This is a genomic window from Nocardia sp. NPDC052112 (assembly GCF_040680135.1).
Lineage (GTDB): Bacteria > Actinomycetota > Actinomycetes > Mycobacteriales > Mycobacteriaceae > Nocardia.
In genome coordinates, this window is record NZ_JBFAWD010000018.1 from 1 (window position 1) to 24407 (window position 24407).

General features: G+C 66.0%; 20 protein-coding genes. 7 read left to right on the forward strand and 13 right to left on the reverse strand.

What is annotated here, in order from left to right; all coding sequences use genetic code 11:
* Positions 1 to 432: 432 nt before the first annotated feature.
* The 6 genes from tyrS to AB0L58_RS29625 form a co-directional block, all read right to left on the reverse strand.
* On the reverse strand, positions 433 to 1722 hold the full coding sequence (tyrS, locus tag AB0L58_RS29600) for a tyrosine--tRNA ligase (RefSeq protein ID WP_364391543.1): 1290 nt from the start codon (positions 1720 to 1722) through the stop codon (positions 433 to 435).
* Between the two features lie 222 nt (positions 1723 to 1944).
* Positions 1945 to 2385: a DoxX family protein gene (locus tag AB0L58_RS29605; RefSeq protein WP_364391545.1), complete on the reverse strand. Its 441-nt coding sequence runs from the start codon at positions 2383 to 2385 to the stop codon at positions 1945 to 1947.
* 107 nt (positions 2386 to 2492) lie between these two features.
* Positions 2493 to 3104, reverse strand: coding sequence for a DNA-3-methyladenine glycosylase (locus AB0L58_RS29610; RefSeq protein ID WP_364391547.1), 612 nt, complete (start codon positions 3102 to 3104; stop codon positions 2493 to 2495).
* Between the two features lie 22 nt (positions 3105 to 3126).
* Positions 3127 to 4275 carry a low temperature requirement protein A gene (locus AB0L58_RS29615; RefSeq protein ID WP_364391549.1) on the reverse strand — a complete coding sequence of 383 codons (1149 nt, stop codon included), beginning with the start codon at positions 4273 to 4275 and terminating at the stop codon, positions 3127 to 3129.
* Between the two features lie 44 nt (positions 4276 to 4319).
* Positions 4320 to 5216, reverse strand: coding sequence for an RNA polymerase sigma-70 factor (locus AB0L58_RS29620; protein WP_364391551.1), 897 nt, complete (start codon positions 5214 to 5216; stop codon positions 4320 to 4322).
* Between the two features lie 106 nt (positions 5217 to 5322).
* Complete coding sequence (locus AB0L58_RS29625) at positions 5323 to 6555, reverse strand: FAD-dependent oxidoreductase (RefSeq protein ID WP_364391553.1); 1233 nt, start codon at positions 6553 to 6555, stop codon at positions 5323 to 5325.
* A 181-nt stretch (positions 6556 to 6736) separates the two neighbouring features.
* Here AB0L58_RS29625 and AB0L58_RS29630 point away from each other — a divergent pair, with 181 nt between their 5' ends.
* The 4 genes from AB0L58_RS29630 to AB0L58_RS29645 all read left to right on the forward strand — a co-directional run bounded on the left by AB0L58_RS29630 (position 6737) and on the right by AB0L58_RS29645 (position 10483).
* Positions 6737 to 8254, forward strand: a complete 1518-nt coding sequence (locus tag AB0L58_RS29630) for a multicopper oxidase domain-containing protein (protein WP_364391555.1) — start codon at positions 6737 to 6739, stop codon at positions 8252 to 8254.
* Positions 8255 to 8331: 77 nt separating this feature from the next.
* Positions 8332 to 9063, forward strand: a complete 732-nt coding sequence (locus tag AB0L58_RS29635; RefSeq protein WP_364391557.1) for an ABC transporter ATP-binding protein — start codon at positions 8332 to 8334, stop codon at positions 9061 to 9063.
* Complete coding sequence (locus AB0L58_RS29640; RefSeq protein ID WP_364391559.1) at positions 9060 to 9851, forward strand: ABC transporter permease; 792 nt, start codon at positions 9060 to 9062, stop codon at positions 9849 to 9851. The genes AB0L58_RS29635 and AB0L58_RS29640 overlap by 4 nt, the downstream gene beginning before the upstream one ends.
* A complete protein-coding gene (locus AB0L58_RS29645; RefSeq protein WP_364391561.1) occupies positions 9848 to 10483 on the forward strand; it encodes a TetR family transcriptional regulator in 636 nt (211 codons plus the stop codon). Before AB0L58_RS29640 ends, AB0L58_RS29645 begins: the two co-directional genes overlap by 4 nt.
* A 45-nt stretch (positions 10484 to 10528) precedes the next feature.
* Here AB0L58_RS29645 and AB0L58_RS29650 read toward each other — a convergent pair whose 3' ends face one another.
* From AB0L58_RS29650 to AB0L58_RS29665, 4 genes are all read right to left on the reverse strand, one after another.
* On the reverse strand, positions 10529 to 10762 hold the full coding sequence (locus tag AB0L58_RS29650) for a Trm112 family protein (RefSeq protein WP_364391563.1): 234 nt from the start codon (positions 10760 to 10762) through the stop codon (positions 10529 to 10531).
* Positions 10763 to 10792: 30 nt separating this feature from the next.
* A complete protein-coding gene (locus tag AB0L58_RS29655; protein ID WP_364391565.1) occupies positions 10793 to 11266 on the reverse strand; it encodes a GtrA family protein in 474 nt (157 codons plus the stop codon).
* Positions 11263 to 13509, reverse strand: coding sequence for a hypothetical protein (locus AB0L58_RS29660; protein ID WP_364391917.1), 2247 nt, complete (start codon positions 13507 to 13509; stop codon positions 11263 to 11265). The genes AB0L58_RS29655 and AB0L58_RS29660 overlap by 4 nt, the downstream gene beginning before the upstream one ends.
* 122 nt (positions 13510 to 13631) lie before the next feature.
* Complete coding sequence (locus AB0L58_RS29665; RefSeq protein WP_364391919.1) at positions 13632 to 15830, reverse strand: hypothetical protein; 2199 nt, start codon at positions 15828 to 15830, stop codon at positions 13632 to 13634.
* 293 nt (positions 15831 to 16123) lie between these two features.
* Here AB0L58_RS29665 and AB0L58_RS29670 point away from each other — a divergent pair, with 293 nt between their 5' ends.
* Both AB0L58_RS29670 and rffA read left to right on the forward strand, forming a co-directional pair.
* On the forward strand, positions 16124 to 17215 hold the full coding sequence (locus AB0L58_RS29670; RefSeq protein WP_364391567.1) for a glycosyltransferase: 1092 nt from the start codon (positions 16124 to 16126) through the stop codon (positions 17213 to 17215).
* The gene (rffA, locus tag AB0L58_RS29675; RefSeq protein ID WP_364391569.1) at positions 17205 to 18344 is read left to right on the forward strand and encodes a dTDP-4-amino-4,6-dideoxygalactose transaminase; all 1140 of its coding nucleotides are present in this window, start codon (positions 17205 to 17207) and stop codon (positions 18342 to 18344) included. The genes AB0L58_RS29670 and rffA overlap by 11 nt, the downstream gene beginning before the upstream one ends.
* 9 nt (positions 18345 to 18353) lie before the next feature.
* On the opposite strand, the gene AB0L58_RS29680 is transcribed toward rffA, so the two are convergent.
* From AB0L58_RS29680 to AB0L58_RS29690, 3 genes are all read right to left on the reverse strand, one after another.
* A complete protein-coding gene (locus tag AB0L58_RS29680; protein ID WP_364391571.1) occupies positions 18354 to 18980 on the reverse strand; it encodes a class I SAM-dependent methyltransferase in 627 nt (208 codons plus the stop codon).
* Positions 18981 to 19043: 63 nt separating this feature from the next.
* Positions 19044 to 19340 carry a hypothetical protein gene (locus AB0L58_RS29685; protein ID WP_364391573.1) on the reverse strand — a complete coding sequence of 99 codons (297 nt, stop codon included), beginning with the start codon at positions 19338 to 19340 and terminating at the stop codon, positions 19044 to 19046.
* Positions 19341 to 19485: 145 nt separating this feature from the next.
* Positions 19486 to 22437, reverse strand: coding sequence for an acyl-CoA synthetase (locus tag AB0L58_RS29690; protein ID WP_364391575.1), 2952 nt, complete (start codon positions 22435 to 22437; stop codon positions 19486 to 19488).
* A 549-nt stretch (positions 22438 to 22986) separates the two neighbouring features.
* On the opposite strand from AB0L58_RS29690, the gene AB0L58_RS29695 reads away from it, so the two are divergent.
* Positions 22987 to 24393 (forward strand): family 2B encapsulin nanocompartment shell protein, encoded by a 1407-nt coding sequence (locus AB0L58_RS29695; protein ID WP_364391577.1) that lies wholly within the window; start codon positions 22987 to 22989, stop codon positions 24391 to 24393.
* Positions 24394 to 24407 lie beyond the last annotated feature (14 nt).

The following is a 24407-nucleotide window of genomic DNA, read 5'->3' on the forward strand; positions in this document are numbered from 1 at the left end:
CCTCACCACACGGGGGTATGAGAGAGCCGGAACCAAAAAATATTTGGCACTGACATTCATCGACACACTATTGAGTTCTCAAAGAACACACGCACGCAACTCGACCCCAGATTCTCTCGGGGGGCTTGTTGAGGCAACTTTCCTAGCCTAGCCAACCGCCCGCGCAGAGTCAAGTCTGCTCGTTCGATCCGGCAACGCTGATCGTCAGGCGCTCCTCGTCCTACCTCGTTTCCCAGGCCACTTGCTCAACGTTTCCGCTGCGCTCTGGGCTCCGGGTCGGTGTCCGTGTCGCTCTGACTTGGACAAAGTTACGCGGCGGGGAACGACGAGTCAAATCCGCACTACACGGATGTCATTTCGCAGGTCAGAGGCCATCCGACACCCCAGAAAACCGGCTCGGGCCACCCGAATGTGACCCGAGCCACGTGATCTTTATGCGCCCGCCCGCAGTACGCCCGCGAAGTTCCGCTTACCGCGGCGCAGCACCAACCACCGTCCGTGCAGGTAGTCGGCATCGGCGGGCGTCCATTCCAGATCCGAGATCCGCTCGTTGTTCACCGACGCCCCGCCTTCGTTCACCGCGCGGCGTGCGGCACCGCGGCTCTCCGACAGTCCGGCGGCGACCAGCAGATCGACGATCGTGCTCGGCTCGCCCACACCGACCTCGGCGACTGTGCCTTCGACGGCGGCTTCGCGCAGGGCTGCCGCCAGCGTCGGCTCATCGAGTTCGCGCAGATCCGCGCGTCCGAACAAGGCCTGGCTCGCCAACTGCACGGCCCGGGTATTCGCCTCGCCGTGCACCAGATTCGTCATTTCCTCGGCCAGCTTGCGCTGGGCTTCCCGTGCGTGCGGACGCTCGGCCGTGGCCGACTCCAGCTCGGCCAGCTCCTCCCGGGACAGGAAGGTGAACCAACGCAGGTATCGCACGACGTCGGCGTCGGCGGTGTTCACGAAGTACTGGTACCAGGCGTACGGGCTGGTCATTTCCGGGTCGAGCCACAGACTGCCGCCGCCGGTCGACTTGCCGAACTTCTTGCCGTCGGCCGAGGTGACGAGCGGCACCGTCAACGCGTGCACCGACGCACCGTCGACGCGCCGGTTCAGCTCGACACCCGCGATGATGTTGCCCCACTGATCCGAACCACCGACCTGCAGTGTGCAGCCGTAGTTACGGCGCAGCTGCAGGTAGTCGTTGGCCTGCAAAAGCATGTAGCTGAACTCGGTGTAGGAGATGCCCTCGCCATCCAGACGGCGCTTGATGGTGTCGCGGGCCAGCATGACATTGACCGAGAAGTGCTTGCCGATATCGCGCAGGAAGTCGACGGTCGACAGCTGGCCGGTCCAGTCCATGTTGTTGGCGATGATCGCGCCGGTCGGTGAGTGGTCGAGGTCGACGAAGCGCTCGAGCTGCGACCGGATCCGGACCGCCCATTCGCCGACGGTATCGGTCGAATTCATGGTGCGCTCGCCCACGTCGCGGGGGTCGCCGATGAGTCCGGTGGCTCCGCCGGCCAGCACTATCGGACGATGGCCCGCGCGCTGGAACCGCCGTAGCGCCAGCAGCGGGACCAGATGTCCGGCGTGCAGGCTGGCCGCGGTGGGATCGAAACCGGCGTAGAGGGTCAGCGGCCCGGCGGCTACCGCCGCGCGCAGGGCGTCCAGGTCGGTGGACTGCGCGATCAGTCCGCGCCAGGTCAGTTCGTCGATGATGTCGCCGCTCACGCCTCCGCCTCGCTGGCGCTCAGCTCCAGCGTGCGCGATGCGCGCTGGCACATGGTTCGCTCACTTCGTTCGCTCACGCTTTCCCATCTTTCCGCACCGGTCCCCGCGACCGGCATGCCCCTCAGTGTCACTGTGCGCCGCCACGCACGGCGAACCATTTTCGGTAAACGCCACAACGATCGGCAGACCGCAGTCTGCCGATCGGATGCGTTATCCAGATACTCAGCTGGCCAGCAGCTCCCGCGCCGCGATGATGCTGTCGCGCCGCTGCCAGGCGATCCAGCCGAACACCGCGGCGAGCACCAGCGGGAAGGGCGCGAGCGCGGGCGCGCCGAGCAGAAACACCTGGGTCAGGGCGGCGCAGACCGTGGTGATGGTCAGGCCGACGGCCGCGGGGCCGGTCAGGCGCGGCACCAGCAGGCCGATGCCACCGGCGAGTTCGACAAGGCCGGTGAAGTAGCGGAACCACTGGCCCCAACCGATCGTGTCGAAGGATTCGACCGCGGCATGCGCACCCAGCAGCTTCGGGGCGGACGAGGCGATGATGAAGAACAGCGCGAGCAGGATCTGCACGGTCCACAGCGCGGTATTCATCTTCTTGCCGGGGCGGTAGGCGACGGTGGTGGTGGTGGTGATCGAGGCGGCGGGGGCGATGGCGGTCATCTGTCTGTCCTTCGAGTCGGTCGCGCCGGGTGCAGCGCGTTCAACAGATAGGACTGACACCGTGCCGAAAACTCATCGCCGGCCCCGAAAATTCTTGTGACCTGGAGCTATACCGCCTCGATCGGGGCACGCGGGCTGCGCCGGTAGACCGAGACCGCAGGCGATGCGAGCCAGAATCGCCACGGCACATCCGCCGCACTGCTGACCCCGACACGCGGTCCGCTGGAGATCTCGGCGGGGTCGACCGCACCGTTCAGCTGCAACCGGATCGGCGAGGCCGGATCGAACAGCGGAGTTCCGTAGTCGCTCAGCGTGATTCCGAGCGCGCTACCGAGATTCCCAGGGCCCCTTGCCAAATCGGCATCGGTACGGGCAGCGGGCCGACGCTGTCGGGCCGTCGCCGCCCCGGCGATCACTTCCCCCGACCGGATGAGTACCGCACTCGCCGTGCCGTCCGGACCGCTGGTCACGTTCACGCACATATGCATGCCGTAGCTGAGGTAGACGTACAGCACTCCGGCGGGTCCGAACATCACCGCGTTGCGCTTGGTTCGCCCGCGTCCGGAATGCGATGCCGGATCCGGCCACGGCCCGGCCGGATCGCCGCCATATGCCTCGACCTCGACGATTCGCACGCCGACCGGTCCGGCCCACAGCGTCGAGCCGAGCAATCGGCGAGCCGCGGCGGGCGGCTCGACCACGAGTTCCTCATTACGCACGACTCACCATTGTTCCCGAAAGTCAGACATAGCGACTGTGCTGGCCCGAGCGCAGCGTGACCAGATCATCGATGATCACCGCGGCATAGCCGACCGCGACCAGCACCGCGAGCTGTGCCCAGGCGACCCACGCGATACCGATCGGGATGGTCGCGGCCACGGCCGCGGCGGCGAGCAGTCGCGACCACGGGCGGGGCAGACCGAGAGCGAGCCGGAAACAGAATTGGCCGAAGAAATACAGTGCGACACCACCGGAGAGCGCGGCGGCCGCGGCGACGGACGCGGGTTCGTTGCCGTGCGCGATGGTCATATTGATGCCCGCCGCGGCGACGGTGATGCCGATGAGCAGCGGGTAGAGCGCGTAGCCGTAGGCGAGCACGGCGGGACGTGAGCGTTCCCGGTCCGGGACCGCGGCAAGCGCGTGTTCGCCGCGCTCGTCATCGATCCCGAAATAGGCCCACCACAGCACGTAGACCAGACAGAGCCCGAGCGCGACGGTGGCGGTCAGCGGCACAGTGAGCTTCTCCCCGGCTAGCCCCAGACCGATCGCGACCACCGACTCACCGATGGCGACGATGATCACCAACCCGTTGCGCTCGCAGAAATGGCTGGCCCGCACCACGAAATCGCGGGTGTCGACCAGATATGGGCTGAGTACCTGCACCACGAATGCCAGACCCCAGCACAGGTACTGCCACCATCCGTGTACGAATCCGCCTGCGAGCACGAGCGCCGCCGCGAGCGCATTCAGTGGCGCGATGCGCTTGATCGCCTGGGTCGCCGAGGTGCCACCGCTGACCCAGAACAGCGCCGTGTGCACGGTATTGACCAGGACGTAGCCCAGACCGAAGGCCAGACCCGTGCCGTGGAACGCGTCCGGGATCGCCAGCGCGAGCACGAAGAATCCGAACATGCCGATCAGCAGCAGGGTGCGGCGCTGCGAATTGCTCGGCGCCACTTCGTTGGTGAGCCAGACGTAGCCGCTGTACATCCACCAGATGACCCCGAACAGCACCACCACCTGAGCCAGTGCCTCCCAGCCGGGATGGTGGGTGAAGACGTGGGTCAGCTGGGTAATGGTGAAGACGAAGACGAGATCGAAGAACAGCTCGAGGGTGGAAACCCGAACCTGTCCCCCGTCCACGTTCGGTTCCGCGGTCTGGCTGGTCACGGCAGGATCGTAAAGCAACACGCCGGAGCTGACCCGCCGAGTGGTTACCCGAGGACGTCGGTCCCCATGTACAGCCCCTTCAGCTTGCTCGGGTTCACCTGGAAGCGCAGGTTGTGGATGTGGCCATCGATGATGTCGTAGGTGAACGCCGCCACCGGATTCCCGTCGATGCGCGCGAGCGCACCGAGTTCCCCGTTGATATGCGCGGGCTCGAGGACGATGCCCGCGACCGAGGGCTTGGCGAGTACGCCGAGGACCCAGCGGGCCACATGATCCGGTCCGTAGAGCGGACGCCGGGCCGCGGTGACCACGCCGCCGCCATCGGACCACGAGGTGACATCGGGAGCGAGCAGATCCATCAGCGCGTTGAGATCGCCACCGGCGCAGGCGGCCATGAACCGTTCGGTGACGTGGGTGCGCTCGGCCTTGTCGGTATCGAAGCGCAGGCGCCGAGATTGCACATGTGAGCGGGCCCGATGCGCGATCTGTCGCACAGTGGCCTCGGGCTTGTCGAGGGTGTCGGCGATTTCGGCGTGGCTGTAGCCGAAGACCTCGCGCAGCACGAACACCGCGCGCTCCACCGGGCTCAGGGTCTCCAGGACCACCAGCATCGCGGTGGAGACGGTGTCCGCCAACTCGGTCTCCTCGGCGATATTCGGTGAGGTCAGCAGGGGTTCGGGCAGCCAAGGGCCGACGTAGGTTTCGCGTTTGGCCTTGGCGGAGGTGAGCCGGTTCAACGACAGATTGGTGACCGTGCGTACCAGATAGGACTTGGGATGCTGGACTGACGACTGATCGGTGTCATTCCACTTCAGCCAGGCGTCCTGGAGGACGTCCTCGGCGTCGGTGACGGTGCCCAGCATCCGGTAGGCGGTGGAAAAGAGCAGCCGCCGGTGTTCGATGAACGGATCCTGTCCGGTCGTAGCGTCGACCATGCTCATCCGCCTCCCTGAATATTCAGGTCATCCATGTCAGGTGCGCGTGAATCGAGAAAGAATCTACCGCCCGCCGCGGGTTTTCCCGGCGAGCGGCAGATTTTTTGCGCCGTCACGCGGTAGCACGCGTGGCCTTGCCCCCCTTGGACAGCTGGACCGAGACCGTCATCTTCTTACTGAGTTTGAAGCTCGGCACCGGGCTGCTGCTCACGCCCTCCTTGTACAGCACGGCGGCACGTCCGGTCAGGTAGAACCGGCCCGGCGTGTCGTCGGCCTTCGTGAACTGGATGACCGCATCCTTGCGGCCGAGGCTGACCGGCTGGTGGAAGTAGCCGAATCGGAACGGCTTGACGGTCTTGCCCTTCAGCTGCCGCGCGATGGTGTCGGCGGTGTAGGCGGCGGTCGGCAGACCGGATTGGCAGGTGCCGTGGATCTGGCCCCAGGCCTGGCGCACCGCGGCCGCATCGCCGATGGCGTGAATATTCGGGTGAGAAACCGACCGCAAGGTCGGATCGACCACGATCAGCCCGCGCGCATCGGTTTCGATGCCCGACTGTGCGGCAAGTGGCGAGACCCGGACACCGGTGGTCCACAGGGTCAGATCGGCCGAAACCAGTTCGCCGTCGGCGAGTTCGACCGCATCCGGGAGCACCTTGGTGACCACCTGGCCGACCTCTCGGGCGACACCGAGCCGATCGAGTGCCTTGTTCAGGTAGGCGCGAGCCTTATCGCCCATCATCGCGCCCGGTTCGGTGCTGCTGATCAGCGTGACGCGCAGTCCCGGGTAGCTCTCGGCGATTTCGGTCGCCGCCTCGATACCGGTCAGACCACCGCCGCAGACCGCGACGGTGCCCGACTTGGCGGCGACCACCGCGAGGTGTTCGGAGAAGCGGTGCGCGGTGCGCGGATCGTTCAGGGTCCAGGCGTGATCGGCGGCGCCGGGCACAATGCCGGTGTCGGTGCTGCTGCCGAGCGCGTAGATCAACTCGTCGTAGTGCAGTGTGCCGGTGCCGTCGACGTAGACCCGCTGCGCGTCGGGATCGATGGAAGTCGCCCAGCCCTGGACGAATTCGACGCCCGTCCCAGCCAGGATCTCCGGAATCCGGTTATCGGCCAACCGCTGTCCGGCGGCGACCTGATGCATGCGCAGCCGCTCGGTGAAGCGGGCGGACGGGTTGACGAGAGTGATCGCGACGTCGAGTTTGCGGGTCCGTCGGGCCAGTCGGACGGCGGCAAGCATGCCGGTGTAGCCCGCGCCGAGTACGACGATCCGATGCTTTGCGGTGGGCCCACCCGTCACCCGGCCACCACCCCTCATCGAATCGCTACGCGATGCTGTACTCATGATTGCTCCCCATGGTCGGTGTCACCTGGTCAGGTTTGTCGGTTGGTGACGACCATCGGACAAAGCACTGTCACCGGACGTGACAGCCATGCGATGTGACGTGGGGCACACACCGGATCAGGGGTGAAATGGGGACGCTCCCGGATGTGGTCAGGGCCCGGTCATCCCTACCGTCTGCGGCATGTCTTCGGTTTCCCGCCCGCGGTGGTTGCGGCGCTTGCTCTTGATTGTCGCGGCGGTCGCGACGGTATTGCCGCTAGCGGTTGGCGGATGCGTAACGTGGGTGTATCGCAGTGCGGCCATATCTACTGTCGGCAGTACCGAACTCGACAACGAGCTCGCGATTCCACCGCTGGCTCAGTCCCGCGTGCGCGCGGATGGCACGCGTGTGTTCGAACTCGAAATGCGCTCGGGGCAAAGGGAATTCCAAGCGGGGAAGGCGACCGAGACATGGGGGTTCAACGGCGACTATCTCGGACCGACGCTGCGGGCGCGGCGCGGGGAGAAGGTGGAAGTCGAAGTCCGGAACAATCTTTCGGAGCAGTCGACCGTGCACTGGCACGGGATGCATTTGCCAGCGGCGATGGACGGCGGGCCACACCAGATGGTGCCGGCCGGTGGCACGTGGACACCGCACTGGACCGTGGATCAGCCCGCCGCCACCCTCTGGTACCACCCGCATCCGCACGGTGCGACCGAACAGCACGTCCGGCGTGGGCTCGCGGGGCTGTTCCTACTCGACGACGAGGTGTCCGAAGGACTTTCGCTGCCGAAGAACTACGGCGTCGACGACCTGCCGGTCATCGTCCAGGACGTGAAATTCCGTGGCAGTCAGCTCGATTCGTCGCACGGCATGTTCCGCGACGTCGGGTTCCTCGGCGACCGGACCATGGTGAACGGAACCCTCACGCCGTATCGGAATGTCGGCGATGAGCTCGTGCGATTGCGGCTGCTCAACGCTTCGACGGCGCGGGTCTACACCTTCGGCTTCGCCGACGATCGCCGGTTCTCACTGGTCGGCACCGATGGCGGCCTGCTGGAGCGTCCTGTGGCACTCGATCGGGTGCGGTTGTCGCCGGGCGAGCGCGCCGAGATCGTGGTTCGCATGCGGCCCGGCGAACGCACCGTGCTGCGCAGCACGGAACTCGATGCGGGACTGGACTTCTGGACGCAGCGATTCGCGGGCGGTGACGACAGCTTCGATATCCTGGAACTGCGTGCGGCATCGATATTGCGGCCATCGCCGCAATTGCCGGCGGCACTGGCACATCCGTCCACGCCGGATGGCTCCGATGCGGTGCGTGAGCGCAGCTTCGAACTGAATCTGAGTGGCATCAACGGCAGTCCGATGGCAATGGATCGGATCGATCTGACGGTCATCCGGGGCACCGCCGAAACCTGGGTGGTGCACAACAACGACGGCATGCCGCACAACTTCCACATTCACGATGTGCAGTTCCGCGTCCTCGAACTCAACGGTGCGCCGCCGCCCGACGCACTGACCGGGCCGAAGGACACCATCTTCCTGCCGCCGAATGCCACCGCGAAACTCGCCATGCGATTCGACGGACCCGCCGATCCGAACTCGCCGTACATGTATCACTGCCACCTGCTCTGGCATGAGGACCAGGGCATGATGGGCCAGTTTGTCGTCGTCGAGCCCGGCCGGTCGGCGAGCACACCGGCACATCACCACTGACAGGTCTTGCCCGAAGAGCCGGGCCGCGCTAAATTCATCACATAGTGAATTCAACACTCGATGAATTGAGGCGTCCCATGCCGGACCTGCACTCATCCCATGCCGTCGAGGTTCGCAACCTCACCGTGCGCCGCGGCGGCCGCGAAGTCCTACACAACATCTCGCTGACCATCCCGCGCGGATCCATTACCGGATTGCTCGGACCGTCGGGATGCGGCAAGACCACGCTCATGCGCAGCATCGTCGGCACCCAGATCGTGGCGTCCGGCGAGATCTCCGCACTCGGACTACCCGCGGGCTCAGCGGAATTGCGGCATCGAATCGGCTACGTAACCCAGGCGCCGAGCATCTACCGCGATATCAGTGTGCGCGAGAACGTCGGCTACTATGCCGCGCTCTACGGCCGTGATCGCGACGATGTCGACGAGGCCATCGCCGCGGTCGGCCTGTTGGATCACGCTCGTCAGCGCGGCGATGAACTCTCCGGCGGCCAGGAGACCCGCGCCTCGCTGGCCTGCGCCCTGGTCGCACAGCCGGAGGTGCTGATCCTGGACGAGCCGACGGTCGGCCTGGATCCGGTACTGCGGGTCGACCTGTGGAAGCAGTTCCACGAACTGGCCGCGAACGGAACGACGCTACTGGTCTCGAGCCACGTCATGGACGAGGCCGAACACTGCGACAAACTGCTCCTGCTGCGCGAGGGCGACCTGCTCGCCCAGCTCAGCCCGGACGAACTGCGCACCGAGACCGGTGAGCAGAACCTGGAACAAGCCTTCCTCGCGCTGATCACGATGGGACGTGCGGCATGACTACCACCCTCGTACCCCGCCACCGGACACCGACACTGCGTCCCTACACCGCGACGACCGGACGCATCCTGCGTCAGCTGCGCAACGACCACCGTACTGTCGCAATGATTCTCGTGGTTCCCGCGATCCTGATGGCGCTGCTCTACTTCATCTACAAGGACACCCCGACCAATCCGCTCAACCCGGTGCCGATCTTCGATCGTGTCGGCATCAGCATGCTCGGCATCCTGCCGTTCATCGTGATGTTCCTGATCACCGCGATCGCCATGCAGCGCGAACGCACCTCCGGCACCTTGGAGCGGCTGCTGACCACCCCGTTGTCGAAACTCGATCTGCTCGCCGGTTACGGCACCGCCTTCTCGTCGGCCGCGGCGGCGCAGGCGGCGGTGGCCTGTGTGGTCTCTTTCGGGCTACTCGGTCTCAATTCGGCGGGCAGTCCGGTCTGGGTGGTGGTGATAGCCATGGTCGACGCGATCTGCGGTGTCGCACTCGGGCTATTGGCAAGTGCCTTCGCGCGCACCGAATTCCAGGCCGTACAGTTCATGCCGGTGGTGGTCGCTCCGCAGATCTTCCTGTGCGGCCTACTTGTTCCGCGTGCACAGCTGCCCGGCTGGCTGGAGGCGATCAGCAATGTGATGCCGTTGAGCTACGCGGTCGATGCGCTGCAACAGGTTTCGACGCATTCGGATGTCACCGGTCAGATGCTACGTGATCTGGCCGTCGTTGCCGGCTTCGCGATCGTCGCGCTCTGCCTGGGCGCGGCGACGCTACGACGGCGGACCGCGTGACGGCCGAGGAACCGACGACCAACGGCGACCGGGGCAGCCGCTCCGGTCGCCGGCCGGGTCGATCCGGGGCCCGCGAGGACATCCTCGCGGCGGCCCGCACCCGTTTCGCCGAGATCGGATTCGACAAGACCTCTATTCGCGCGGTCGCGGCCGACGCCGGAGTCGATCCCGCGCTGGTCCACCATTACTTCGGGACCAAACAGCAATTGTTCGCCGCAGTGGTCGAGTTGCCGGTCGACCCGGAGGTCACGCTGCGTCGGATCGAGGCGGCACCGCTGGATCGGCTCGGCGAAACCATCCTCGGCTCGGTGCTCGCGGTATGGGACTCCCCCGCGGGTCCCGGGGTCGTCGCGATGGTGCGCAGCATTATCGCAGGCAGCGATACCGCGCTGGCCAGGACGTTTGTCCTGGATGTCGTCCTGGAACGGGTGCGGATGCGGATCGTGACGCCCGAGGATGACGGCCGTGCCCGGGTCGCATTGGTGGGGACACAGATGATCGGCGTGCTGGTCGCGCGCAAGATTCTGGAGATCGAGCCGCTGGCCTCGATGCCGATTCCCGAACTCGTCGCCGCCGTCGCCCCCACACTCCAGCGCTATCTCACCGGTGAAATCGATACTCCCGCACAGTAATTCGCGGTGGCGCCCGCTAGCCCGCGCCACCTGACGGATAGCTGCTCAGGCGTCGGCGTGCTGGCTGGTGAACGCGGCGTGCTCGACGTCGGTGACATCGCGGGCCTCATCGATCAGCAGGACCGGAATGCCGTTCTCGATCGGGTAGGCACGGCGCAGGCGCGGGTTGTAGAGCGCGGTGGCACCCTTGTCATCGCGGACCAACAGCAGCGGACCCTTGTCCTGCGGGCAGGCGAGCAGGCTCAACAGGGTGGCGTCCAAGGCGGTTTCCTCCGGCATGATCGATAACCTACCCGGCGCCTAGAACCGTTACGCACCCGAACCGGCCGACGGTTCCCGCCGGAACGAGATGTAGCGATGGCCGAAGTAGCTGGCGACCGCGACCAATCCCATCACCACGACCGCCGCGGGCTTACTCGGCAGGTGCAGCACCGAGACGGCCAGCGACAGCAGCGCCATATTCATCAGCAGCCCACCGGAATTCACCCCGACGAACCGGATGAAATCACGAACGACATGGCCGTGCACCCGGAACACCAGCGTGCGGTGCAGTACGAACGCGATGACGATGCTGATGGCATAAGCCAGCACCACGGCGGCGGCGGGCGGCACGCTATCGCCGAGGATTGCCAGCCACATGACCGTCAGCCCCATCCCGAGCGCGGTATTGAAGCCGCCGACCACCGCGAAGGCGACCTCCTGCCGGTGCACCAGCCGCAGCAACGGCCCCGGATCCTCGGCTCCCGTCGCCCCCGCGTGCGCCCCGGTCTCGCTCACGCTCACCGGATCGCGTCCACTAGATCGGGCTCCGGCACCGGACTATCCTCGGTCGGCCGAACCGGGGTACCGCCGTCCGGCTCGTCATGACGGTTCCTGCGCAGGTACAACCATTGCAGCGCGCCCACCCCGAACACTGCCAGCAACGCCGTCACGCCGCCCAGCTTCCACCCCGGCGGACGCCAGGTCAGCTCCAGGTCGGCATTCTTGGCGCCCGCCGGAATATCCACGGCGACAAAGGTTTTCGCGACAACGCTGATCGGAATCTCGTGACCGTTCAGCGTCGCCCGATATCCGGGCCAGCCGAGCCGGGCGAAGACCACCCGCCCACCGTGTTCGGAGTTCACCCGCACCCGGCTGCTCAGCTCCGACTCCGACACCGACGTCGCGGTGCCGCCCTCGACGGCAGCGATCCGCCCGTTCTGCGCGGAGCTCAGCCCGCTCGTACGCTCGAGCACCGCGATGTACTTTTCGTGGCCCGGGTAGTCGACCCACTTCCAGCCCGGTGGCGCGGGCTGATTACGCGCGTCCGGGTAGAGCGCGCGCTGGAGCACCACCCGGTCGACCTTCATCAGATCGACGACGGTCGCACCTGTGGTCGGCTCGACCGCGAATGCCCGTCGGTACGCGTCGGGGCAGACGCTGGTGTCCCAGCGCATGCACAGCATCTCGCCGAACCAGAAGTGCCCGTTCGGTGTGTAGCCGCTGACATAGGTCAGCTCCAGGTCCTTGGCGTAGTTGCCGAACACCAGTGAGCCATAGCCGCCCTGCAGCGTCCGCTCACCCGGTTGGATCAGCGCGCGGTCGGCGAGTTGCAGTGTGGTGCCGGGGAAGTCGGGGAACGCGGCCTTCATCTCCGAGCGCCGCTCCGGCAGATTCCAGCTCATCGGCGTCGGCTGCGCCGCATACACCTGCAGGAATGCGATCGGGAATATCGAGATGATGGTCAGCGCACAGGCCGCCGCCGTCCCTCGGCGCAGGCCCAGCCACACCACCGCGGCCCCGAGCGCCGCGATGCCGAGGGCCGCGACAACGTGCCACACGACCTCGCGCGGCGCCGCCGTGAACGATCGCACCCACAGCAGCCCGATCAGCACCGCCGCCGCCATGCCGCGGTGGCGCCAGTTGCGGACGGTGGCGTAGCGGCCCAGCAACACACACACCAGCACCAGCAGACCGAGAGCCAGCATCGGAAGCACTCGGGCGGGCCAGCGCAGCGGGCCGATGGTGCCTGGGCCCGCGGTCCACATCAGCGCCATGATCGCGACGAGCGCGATCGCGGTGAACTCGCGCCAGTTCTCGCGCGCCTTGCGCCAGTCGATGAAGGCCAGCGCCGGAATCAGGAACCAGGCGATATAGACCACCGGCATCGGCTGTATGTAACCCCACCACGAGTTGTACGCGGGCAGCGTGCTCGGCAGGCTGGCGTTGAGCGATTCCGACCACGGCACGGTCAGGAACTGGTCGTTGTTGATCTGCGCGGTGCCGCGCCAGGTCACCTTCGCCGACAGCATGCTCGGCAGATAGGTCGCGAGCCCGGCAAGCGCGGCGCAGGCCGCAACCGCGAGCAGGCGCACCGACGGCAGCCACCGGCGCTGGTAGACCACCTCACCGACGGCGACAGCTCCGATCATCAGACCGGCCTCGACGGCCGGGAAGATGTACTGCACCGAAATCGCCAGGTAGAGAAAGACAAAAGTGGGGATCGGCCCGCTGCGTCCGCGCGCATAACGGACGCCGCTGGCCCAGGCATGCACCAGCCACGCGGTTCCGGTTAACGCGGTGTACCAGCTGGCCTCATCGAAGAAGAGCAGCCATCCGGAGAAGGGAATCGCGATGCCCGCGACCGCCGCCCATGCGGTCCTCGCGCCGTACTCCAGGCAGATCCGGTACACGCCGAGCCCGAGGATGATCGCGAAGATCAGCTTTACCACCGTGGTGTAGAGCGCGATATTGTCCACCGAGGGCGCGATCAGATCGATGAGCAGCTGCGGCGGATTCAACAGGCCGGCCTCTTCGATGGCGTAGTTGCCCGCCATCCAGTGCTCGGGAACCAACACCGGGAACCGGCCCTCACGCAACTGTCGCCCGAGCATCACCCAGAGCGGACCGTACTGCGACTCGCTGTCATCGGTATAGAAGTGCCGGACGTTGGCCAACAGAACCGCGACGTAACCCGCAATCACACCGAATGCGGTAACGAGACCCCACTTGACCACATCCCGCCGGGCGGGGGCGCTACTTTCCACCACGAGTCCCAGACCCTACAGCCCGCGCCGCCCGGTGTCGCACGCCCACCGGGCGGCGCCTCGTTCCCGCAGCGGTGTCCTCGCGCCCGTCGGCGGTTCGGCTACCGGGTGCGGGTCAGCGGTCACGAAAAAACTTCGGCCAGTTCACGTTCCGGCTCGCCGGTCGGGTGGTCGGCGACGGCCGCCGCGTCCCGCCGCCGGGACCGCACATACAGCCACTGCAATATGCCGATACCGGACAATCCGGCCACCATGGTGGCGATGCCGATCTTCCAACCCGGTGGACGCCAGGTGAGCACCAGTTCGGCATTCTGGGTACCGGCCGGAATGTCCACGGCGACGAAACTTTTCGCGACCACCTTGATCGGAATCTGCGCACCGTTCAGGGTGACCCGGTAGCCCGGCCAGCCGAGGCGCGCGAATACCACCCGGCCACCCTCGGTCGAGGACACCCGCACCCGGCTGGTCGTGCCGGTCTCGGAGATCGATGTCGCCGTCACGTTCTTGGCATCCGCTACCCGGCCGTTCACCGTCGAGATCAGGCCGTTCTCCCGCTCCAGCACCGAGATATAGCGCTCGTGACCGGGATAGTCGACCCACTTCCAGCCCGCCGGCGCGGGCTGATCGCGGGCGTCCGGGAACAGCGCGCGCTGCAATACGACGCGGTCCAGCTTCATCAGATCGACCAGCGGTCGACCGGTGGTCGGTTCGGGAGCGAACATCCGACGGAAGGCATCCGGGCACACGCTGCTGTCCCAGCGCATGCACAGCAGCTCGCCGAAATAGAAATGGCCGGTCGGCGTATAGCCGTTGACGTAGGACAGGTCCAATGACTTGGCGTAGTTGCCGAAAACCAGGGAACCGTAGGCGCCGTCGAGACTGTTGTCCTGCGGCTGCAGCAGCCCGCGCTCGGCGAGTTGGATGGTATTGCCGGGAAAGTCCGGGAACACGGCAGCGGCCTGCGAGCGGTTGGTCGGCAGGTTCCATGTCATCGGGGTCGGCTGGGCGGCGTTGACCTGGAAGTAGGCAATCGGGAACATCGCGACAATGGCCAGCGCACAGCCCGCGGCCACGCCCTTGGTGCGATCCAGCCACACCACACCGGCACCGAGCGCGACCACCGCCACCACCGCGACGACATGCCAGATCACATCGTGCGGATCGGCGGAGAAGGTCCGCACCCACAGCAGGCCGATCAACACCGCGGCGGCAATGGCGCGCTGCTTCAGGTCACGGACCGTGCCATAGCGCCCGAGCAGCACGCACACCAGCACCAACAGGCCGATCGCGAGCATCGGCAGTACCCGCACCGGCCAGCGCAGCGGACCGATCGTGCCCGGACCGGCCGACCACATGAGCATCAGTACCGAGAAGACCGCGACCGCGCTGAGTTCGCGCCAGCTCTCGCGTGCGCGTCGCCAGTCGATGAACGCCAGCGCCGGAATCAGGAACCAGGCGATATAGGTGACCGGCATCGGCTGCACATAACCCCACCAGGAGGTGAATGCGGGCAGTGAGCTCGGCAGGCTGGCGTTGAGCGATTCCGACCACGGCACGGTAAGGAACTGGTCGTTAATGATCTCCTGGGTGCCACGCCAGGTCACCTTCGCCGACAGCATGCTCGGCAGGAAGGTCAGCAGGCCGGCGAGGCCGGCACAAGCCCCGGCGATGGTCAGCTTGGCCACCGGCCGCCACTCGCGTCGGTAGATGAGCTCACCCACCGCCACGGCGAAGAGCATCAGGGCCGCCTCGACCGCCGGGAAAATGTACTGGGTGGAGATGGTCAGATACAGGAAGACGAAGACCGGGATCGGTCCGCCGCGTCCGCGGGTATAGCGCACCGACGACGCCCAGGCGTGTACCAGCCACGCGGTGCCGGTGAGGGCGGTCATCCAGCTGGCCTCATCGAAGAAGAGGAAGAAGCCCGACAGCGGGAACGCCACGCCCGCCACCGCCGACCACGCGGGCCTGCCGCCGTAGGCGAGGCAGATCCGATACACCCCGAGCGCGGCGATAACACCGAAGATCAATTTCACCAGGGTCGCGTAGACCGCCATATTGTCGAACGACGGTGCGATCAGATCGATCAGCAGCTGCGGCGGATTGAACAGGCCCGCGTCGTCCATCATGTTGTTGCCCGACATCCACCGTTCGGGCACCAACACCGGGAAGGTGCCGTCGCGCAGAGCGCGACCGAGTCCGATCCACAATCCGGTGTACTGGGATTCGGTGTCGTCGGTGTAGAAGTGCCTGGCGTTGGCCAGCAGGACCGCGATATATCCCGCCACCGCGCCCAGCGCGGTAACGGCGCCCCAGCGCAAGACTTCACGCCGCGAATCACGCTCGGCGGCGCGCGGATCCGGCCCCGCGGCGGTAGCTGGTGTGACCCCGGAGGACCCGCCAGGCGCCGCTGTCGCTGCTGCACTATCCGTCACGAGTTCCAGACCCTACCGTGCGGTGCGCCGCTTGGCATCGACCGCTGACGCGATGATGATGGGGTGATGCGCAGCCCCGAAAGCCGAAACCCGCACCGTGCTAGAGTTCTGGGCGGCTCGGGCCCTGCTGTCCAGCGGGGAGTACCGGCACGCACCGCAATCGAAAGTCGATCCAGCTGATGCCGATTCCCACCACTCCCACGTCCGGTAGCGACGTCGTCGCGACGAACGGCCACACGTGCGGCGATCGCGCGCACACGGTGTCCGTGGTCGTGCCGATCTACCGGGGCGAGGATACGATCGGCCCCTTGGTCGCCGAGCTGAACACGCTGACCGTCCCCACCACCACCCCCGGCGGTGCGGTCTTCGAGATCACCGAGATCATCCTGGTGCACGATCACGGCCCCGATCGCTCCGATGTGGTATTGCAGCAGCTCGAGCACACCTATCCGCAGGTGCGCACCGTCTGGCTCAGCCGCAACTTCGGCCAGGACGCCGCCACGATCGCGGGCATGTCGGCCGCCCGTGGCGCCTGGATCGTCACCATGGACGAGGACGGCCAGCACGATCCCCACTTCATCGGCGCGTTCCTCGACGCTGCCCTCGCCGAACGCGCCGATCTGGTTTATTCGAAACCGACCAATACCCGGCCGCACGGCTTCCTGCGCAACATCACCTCGCGCGGTGCGAAGATCGTGTTGGCGACGGTCTTCGCCTTCCCGGACTCCACCCGGTTCGAAAGCTACCGGCTGATCCGCGGCGCCATCGGCCGCCAGCTCGCCGAGGTCGCCTCCAACGGCGTCTATCTGGATGTCGCGCTGACCTGGGTGGTCGGCACCGTCGCCCAGGTGCCGGTGGTGCTGCGCGCCGAGGGCCGCGAGGAGTCCGGCTACAACTACCGCCGTCTGTTCTCGCTGTTCTGGAAGATGGTGCTGTGCAGCGGAACTCGTGGCCTGCGGCTGGTCAGCCTGCTCGGCGTCACCCTGGCGCTGCTCGGCGGCGTGATGGCCGCGGTAGTCGTCGTCGAGGCGCTCACCGCCGACAATTGGGCGCCGGAGGGCTGGGCCTCGACCATTGTGGTGCTGCTGCTGGTTTCGGGCGCGACCCTGTTCTCGCTCGGCCTCATCGCCGAATACCTCGGGGTGGCGTTGCATGTCCTGGTCGGCAAACCGCTCTACTTGACCGTCGATTCACCGACGCCACGCCCGGCCGAACACCGGGAAATGTCCACGACCGCCGCCAGTAGGGGGACCGACCGGCTTGAGCACTGACCGCGTCATCTTCAGCCGCCCGTTTCGGGCGCGCCGCGAATTGGCCAATCTGGAGGCCGTACTCGCCTCCGACCACAGCCACGGCGACGGAAAGTTCACCGCTGCCGCCACCGAGAAGCTGAAGACCATCACCGCGGCGCCGCATGCGCTGCTGACCACCTCGTGCACTTCCGCGCTGGAGATGGCGGGCCTGCTGTTGGAGTTGGGGCCCGACGATGAGGTGATCGTGCCGAGCTTCGCGTTCACCTCGACCGCGACCTCGATGGCGCTGCGTGGCGCCACCTGCGTTTTCGCCGATATTGATCCGGAGACGGGCAATCTGGATCCCGAGTCCGTCGCGGCGGCGGTCACCGAGCGCACCAAGGCCGTGGTCGTCATCCACTACGGCGGCGTCGCCGCGGATATGGATCGGCTGCTCGCGCTGGCGAACGCACACGGTTTCGCTATCGTGGAGGACAACGCGCACGGCCTCGGCGGCAGCTGGCGCGGCCGTCCGCTCGGCACCATCGGTACCCTCGGCACACTCAGCTTCCACGACACCAAGAACGTGCACTGCGGCGAGGGCGGCGCGCTGCTGCTCACCGACGAGATCCTGATGGCGCGCGCCGAGATCATCCGGGAGAAGGGCACCGACCGCGCCCGCTTCTTGCGTGGCGCGGTGGACAAGTACTCCTGGCAGGATATCGGCTCGAGTTATCTGCCCAGCGAACTCAACGCGGCGGTACTGGACGCCCAGCTGGACGAATTCGACACCATCCAGGCCGGACGGCACCGAGTCTGGGATGCCTATGCCGCCGGATTGGCGGACTGGGCCCGCCGCAACGACGTTCGACTGATGACGGTGCCCACCGACCGTGCCCACACCGCACATCTGTACTACTTGCGCACGCCCACCGAAGAACGCCGCGACGAGCTGATCGCGCATCTGGGTGCGCGCGGTATCTCGGCGCCGTTCCACTATGTGCCGCTGGATTCCAGCCCGGCCGGTCTCAAATTGGGCCGGACACCGCAGCCGTGTGTGCACAGCGCCGAATTCTCGGGAACCATTGTGCGCCTGCCGCTCTGGCCCGATCTGACCGATGCGCAGGTGGCCCGCGTCGTCGAGGCGGTCACCGACTTCACGGTCTGAGCATCGTGGTCAGGCGTTGAGCACGAACAGCTGCTCGCGACCGCCCGCGATCAACGACCGCTCCACGACTCGCGATGCGTAGCCGCCGATGAGTTCGTCGAGGGTCGCCTCGGTGAACCGATGCGCCTGGGCGCCGTCACCGGCGTTGGTGAAGCGTTGGCCGATGCCCGCGAGGATGCGGTTATCGCTGGTCGCCAGGTTGCGGATCGGTTCCGCGATGATCACCTGCTTGCGCGCCGCCGCCAGCATCTGGTCGATGATGGGGGCTGGTTCGGGCAGGAAGTGGTACAGGCTCGCCTGCATGATCAGATAATCGGCCTCCGGCAGCGGGGCGGGTAAGTGCAGGTCCCGGACTTCGCCGTGCCCGCCGGCCCGCGCTACCTGGGCGATGAATCGGGGGTTCAGATCGAGGCCGGTGTAGGCCACCGATTTTGGGCGCAAATAGCCCGAATACAGCGTGGCAGGTCCGCAGCACACGTCGACCACGCTGGCGCCGTCGGGGACGATTCCGGCGATGGCTCGATACCGAGCCCCGTAGTGGCGGCCGTACAGCCCGCGCATCGCCAGTTCGTAGACGGTTCTGTTGCGATAGATAAAACTCGTACCCACGGTTTCCTTGAACAGATCCGTTGACATCGTCCGTCCGCAGTCTGGAATGTTACGTCGAAACCCAGTCGATCACGTACTCGCCGCTGCCGCCTACTGCTGCTGGCTCTGCTGCCGGGCAGCTTCCTCCCGGATCTCGCGGAGTCTTGTCGCCGCGTCCTTCGTCGCCCGGGTCTGGACCGCGGGCGGCGTCGTGCTCGGCAGCTGCTGCTGCGGCCGCGTTTCGGCCTTACCTCGGCTGGCGACGTAGAGCCGAAATGCACCGTAGCCGAGCACAAGCAAAATCACCAAGGGCACCAGCGAGAAGATCAAACTCTTCACGAAGCCGAGAACCATCAGCGCGCCCAGCAGCGCCAAGATGCCGATGCCCAACCGAACCTTCCACGACATCTCGAACCTCCGTCGTCGTCGAGGACTTGGTATCCACGCTACGCACTTCCGAGTACCGACGGCGGCACCGGGGACCGTTCGTCATTCCGGGGAACGCCGAATCGATGGGCCACGTCCCGGCTTTCGCCGGGATGTCCGGTAGTGGTCAGTCGGTTCCGAGAATGGCGGCCGCTTCGGCCTCGGTGAGCACCTCGTAGGAATCCGAATCGCGGTTATACCACCAGGTATCGGGTCCAGGCTGCGGACGGCCCGCCGCCTGTACAGCCCGCGTCGAGGGACGGTAGGAGGAACTGCGCGGAATCTCGTCGACGATATAGACGATGTCGGGTCGCTGGTTCGGATCGAGTGCGCGCACCGCCTCGGTCACATCCTTGGGTTCCAGTCGGAAGCCCGTGCGGATGCTCACCGCCGCCACCGCCAGCGCATTATCGCCGGCGGGCAGTCCGTAGGCGACCTCCATATCGACCGCCGTGATGTCGTTGAGCACATCGACGATGGGCTGGGTGAACACCGGACCGCGTTCGGTGCGGATCACCGTGTCCCTGCGATCGACCAGCCAGTAGTCGCCATCGCTGTCACGACGGAAGAGGTTTTCCGTCGGCATCCACGCATCGCCCGCCGTGAATACTCCGCGGAGTCCGCCGTCGGAGAGGTCGACACCGTCGGTCGCCTTGCCGATCAGCAGACCGACCTCGTTATCCGCACACCGGCGCGCGAAGCCGGACCCGTCGGTGCGGATCTGCTCGGTGACCGGGTCGTAGGCGACCAACTCCACCTTGGCGGTGCCGGGCACGGGGCGGCCCTTGCAGCCCGCCTTCACCCCGGTCACATTGGCCAGCACCACATCGCCCTCGATGGAGGCGTAGAACTCCAGCACCCTGGCGGGCCCGAACTGTTCGGTGGTACGCCGCCAGAGGCCAGCGGGCATGCCCGAGCCGATGAACAGGCGGATGGGATGCTGGTGTCCAGAGGGGAAGACCTCGGCGTCGAGGATGTCGCGCAGCATGGTCCAGGTGTAGGTGACCACCGTGACGCCGTAGCGGTGCACCTCCTCGCCGAACCGGGCCGGATCCAGCGACCTGGCCAATGCGATCCGACTGCCGCCCGCGATCGCACCGCCCAGGCTCACCAGCAGACCGGAGGAATGGTGCAGCGGCGCAAGGCAGTAGACGGTGTCTTTGCGATCGAGATCGGCCGAGGTCGCGGTGCCGAAGGCGGACAGCGCCCAACGGTGGTTGGTGATGTACTTGGTCTCCAGGCGGTCGCCGGTTCCGGTGACGAGCACGAAGGCGAGTTCCCGCGCCAGACCCGGATCCGGGCGGTACCAGGCAGGCAGCTGCACCGCTGTGGGATCGATCTGTTCCAGGTCGATCACGTCTTCGCTCAACGGAATATCGAGAGCGCGCGTATTACCGCCGCCGAGCACCAGGATCCGGGTGCCGGTTGCCGCCGCCGTGCGCAGATTCTCCGGATCCGAGATCAGGGTCTTGATGCCGGTGAGTTCGATGGCCCGATCCAACTCGCTACCGGGGGCGAGCAATACCGACACCGCGCCGATACGGGATAGCGCGGCGACGCTGGCCAGTGCGCTCGGCCGGGTCTCCATAACCACACCGACGCGCATGGCCGGGCGGATGCCGACGGAGATGAGCCCGCGTACGACATTGTCGATGCGCGCGTTCACTGCGGCGTTGGTGTGCACGCGATCGTCGAAGAGGAAAAGATCACGCAGCGGCGCGCGCCGTCCCTGCTCGGCGACGAGGCGGCCAAGGGAGATGCGGGTATGCGGCTGGATCATGCCGAGTCGGGTCAGCCGCGGCAGCGCGCGTGCGGCCTCACCGGCGAGTTCGATCGAACCTCGCACGGTATTGCCGGCAATGCCCTCCAGCGCCTTGCCGACGCCCGCGCCCGCCTCGGCCAGGGTGGCCGCGGTGTGCACAACCCGGGTGGCCGCCGAATTCGGCCGGTTGGTCGCCACATGTTCGGTCATCGGCGCGATCTCCGGCGGCAGCGGCTGATCGCCGTCCATCCAATCGATCCACTGACGCACCAGCGGCCAGGTGTGCTTGGTCGCCATGCTGCCGGCGACGAGGCCGAAATGTCCGGCTACCAAACTGGCTTCGTATACCTCGGCATTGGGTGCGGCTCGGACGATGCCGCGCACCGCGGCGGGCTGCCCGATATCGTCGACCTCCCCGACGAAGGCCAGGATCGGGCATTTCAACTCGGCCAGCGAAATCGGCTGGTCCCGGATCACGAAGCCGCCGAGCATCATTCGGTTGTGCGCGACGAACTGCTTGAGCAGATCCGCCGCCGCCGGACCGGCGTAGCCGACCCAACCGTCGTTATTGAGGAACCGACGCTGACGTTCCTTGGGCAGCAGCGCTTCCCGGTCGTGCAGCTGGCGCAGGAAGTCGATGCGCGATTTGGCGGTCTTCACCGGGTCGAGCATCTGGAAGCCGAGCCGGACCATCGAATCGGTGATCGGCAGCCGGGTGACCACATGGTCGGCCAGGAACTCCGCGACATCGGAGACCATGTCGTACGGCAGTCCGAACGGCATACCCGCGACCACATCAACCGGGCTGCCGAAGGTCACGATGCTCTCCACGCCCTTACCGAACCGGTAGGCGGTGGTCTGATAGGCGAACATGCCGCCCTGCGAGTACCCCATCAGGTGCACATTGCTGCCGGTCGCGTCGCAGACTGTATCGATGGCGCTGTTCACCGCGAGGACATGATCGGCCAGATCCCGTTCCCAGCCGCCCTCCTCGCTGGCGGGCGAACCGAAATCGACAACCCAGCAGTCGATTCCGCCGCGATGCAGAATGCCGACCGCGCCGTCGTCGGCGTTCACATCCCAGATGTCGGCATTCACCATCAGCGGCGGCACCAGGACCGCGACCGGGCGACCCGGCGTCGCATCATCGGGGAAGTAATGGCGCAGCCGATACATTCTGCGCCGCTCGACGACCTCGAACGGCGACGACTCGTCATCGGTGGTCAACCCGCCGAAGCGGATGACCTCGAGCCCGTTCTGGGCCGTTGCCATCAGCCGCTGCACCGACCCGACCACACTTTCCACATTGAACTTCACGATCGCTCCTGGCCCTACCCTGCAAAGTGACCCGCATCACACACCCCGATGTGCTCAGACGAGCTTCCCACACCGTGTGTCCATTATGGGTCGGACGTGACGGGTTCCATGCCGGGTGGGGCCGATGATGCGGGATATTCGCGGCGGCGGTGCGCAAAAGATACCGACCGTACAGCCTTGCTCCGGTCGGCCCGAATCGTCACGGGTCGTTATCCGCAGTTATCCGCATCGAGGTCATGTCGTAACCATCCGAAAAACAGACCAGCATTCTCGTGGCTTCATCTTCGAGATTCCTGTGCGCACAGCATCTTTCGCGGTCTAGGATCTAAGCCGTTCGGAACGCAATGTCGCGTAAGCCAATTCGCACGGGAGAGTCGGTTACCGTTTCGCATGTCTCGGTCCGCCACATCTCCCGGCAACCATGCCGTCGTACCCAGCAGGCCGGCCGCCTGTCGAATTGTTGTGCACCACCACCGAATTCGAAAAGCCGTCGAGTAACAGTACCGCACAATCGACCGTCTCGGTGACCATCTCAGGTGAGGACCACGCATGACCATCGAAATGCCAGTCCAAACAGAAAACAACGTTCGCAAGAGCCTCAGCACCGGTGCCGCCCACCAGCTCGCGCACACCACCAAGTCCGAGCCGCAGATGCAGGGCATCACCTCGCGCTGGCTCACCCGCATACTGCCGTGGACGCAGGTCAACGGCGGTATCTATCGTGTGAACCGACGGCTCACCCACACCGTGGGAAACGGTGAGGTCGAGTTCGTCATCGACGGCTCTCGAGCCAGAGTGATTCCGCTGGAACTCACCGAACTTCCGCAATTGCGCGACTTCGACGACGAAGAGGTGCTGCGCGCGCTCGCCCAGCGTTTCGAGCAGCGCGACCTCGAACCCGGTACGGTGGTCGCCGAATTCGGCAATCCGATGAACCAGGTCATGCTGATCGTGCACGGCAAACTCAGCAAGATGGGCACCGGCGAATTCGGCGAGCAAACCAAGCTCGGCATGCTGGGCGGCGGCGATTTCTTCGGCGACGAAACCCTCGTCGACGAATCCGCCATCTGGCCGGTGACCGTCAAAACCGTCACCCAGACCACCATGCTGGTGCTGCCCCGGCAAACGCTGGCAGAAATACTCGAGAACACCCCGGCGCTGCGCGAGCAACTGTCCCGCGTCGCCGCCGCGCCCGCGCGCCCGCAAAATACCAAGGGCGAGGCGAATATCGAGATCTCCTCGGGTCACTCGGGGGAACCGTTGCTGACCGGCACCTTCGTCGACCTCGACGCCGCCCCGCGCGAGTACGAACTGAGCCTGGCCCAGAGCGTGCTGCGGGTGCACACCCGCGTCGCCGACCTGTTCAACGATCCGATGAACCAGGTCGAACAGCAGCTCCGGCTCACCATCGAGGCGCTCTACGAGCGGCGCGAGAGTGATCTGGTCAACAATCCCGACTTCGGGTTGCTGCATAATTGCGACCTGAAACAGCGCATTTACAGCGAGTCCGGCGCGCCGACGCCGGACGATATGGATGAACTCCTGAGCATGCGGCGCAGCACGAAACTGTTTCTGGCACATCCGAAGGCGATCGCCGCCTTCGGGCGCGAATGTAGTAAACGGGGCCTGTATCCGGATCCGGTCGAGGTGGACGGGCACCGGGTGTTCGCCTGGCGCGGCGTCCCGATCTACCCGTGCAGCAAGATCCCGGTCAGCGATACCCAGACCACCTCGATTCTCGCCATGCGGACCGGCGAGAAGGATCAGGGCGTCATCGGCCTGCACCAGATCGGCATTCCCGACGAATACGAGCCGAGTCTGAACGTCCGCTTCAAGGGCATCGACGATCAGTCGATCATCTCCTACCTGGTCAGCTGTTACTACTCGGCGGCCGTGCTGGTGCCGGACGCGCTGGGCGTGCTCGACAACGTCCTGGTCGCCCGGCAGGCGGACTGACCGGGGTGATGACC

Coding starts and splice junctions, on each gene's coding strand:
- AB0L58_RS29630 (WP_364391555.1), top strand. CDS start 6,737: ATGTCTTCGGTTTCCCGCCCGCGGTGGTTGCGGCGCTTGCTCTTGATT.
- AB0L58_RS29670 (WP_364391567.1), top strand. CDS start 16,124: ATGCCGATTCCCACCACTCCCACGTCCGGTAGCGACGTCGTCGCGACG.
- AB0L58_RS29620 (WP_364391551.1), bottom strand. CDS start 5,216: ATGAGCATGGTCGACGCTACGACCGGACAGGATCCGTTCATCGAACAC.
- AB0L58_RS29685 (WP_364391573.1), bottom strand. CDS start 19,340: ATGTCGTGGAAGGTTCGGTTGGGCATCGGCATCTTGGCGCTGCTGGGC.
- AB0L58_RS29680 (WP_364391571.1), bottom strand. CDS start 18,980: ATGTCAACGGATCTGTTCAAGGAAACCGTGGGTACGAGTTTTATCTAT.
- AB0L58_RS29605 (WP_364391545.1), bottom strand. CDS start 2,385: ATGACCGCCATCGCCCCCGCCGCCTCGATCACCACCACCACCACCGTC.
- AB0L58_RS29640 (WP_364391559.1), top strand. CDS start 9,060: ATGACTACCACCCTCGTACCCCGCCACCGGACACCGACACTGCGTCCC.
- AB0L58_RS29650 (WP_364391563.1), bottom strand. CDS start 10,762: ATGCCGGAGGAAACCGCCTTGGACGCCACCCTGTTGAGCCTGCTCGCC.
- AB0L58_RS29695 (WP_364391577.1), top strand. CDS start 22,987: ATGACCATCGAAATGCCAGTCCAAACAGAAAACAACGTTCGCAAGAGC.
- AB0L58_RS29625 (WP_364391553.1), bottom strand. CDS start 6,555: ATGAGTACAGCATCGCGTAGCGATTCGATGAGGGGTGGTGGCCGGGTG.
- AB0L58_RS29635 (WP_364391557.1), top strand. CDS start 8,332: ATGCCGGACCTGCACTCATCCCATGCCGTCGAGGTTCGCAACCTCACC.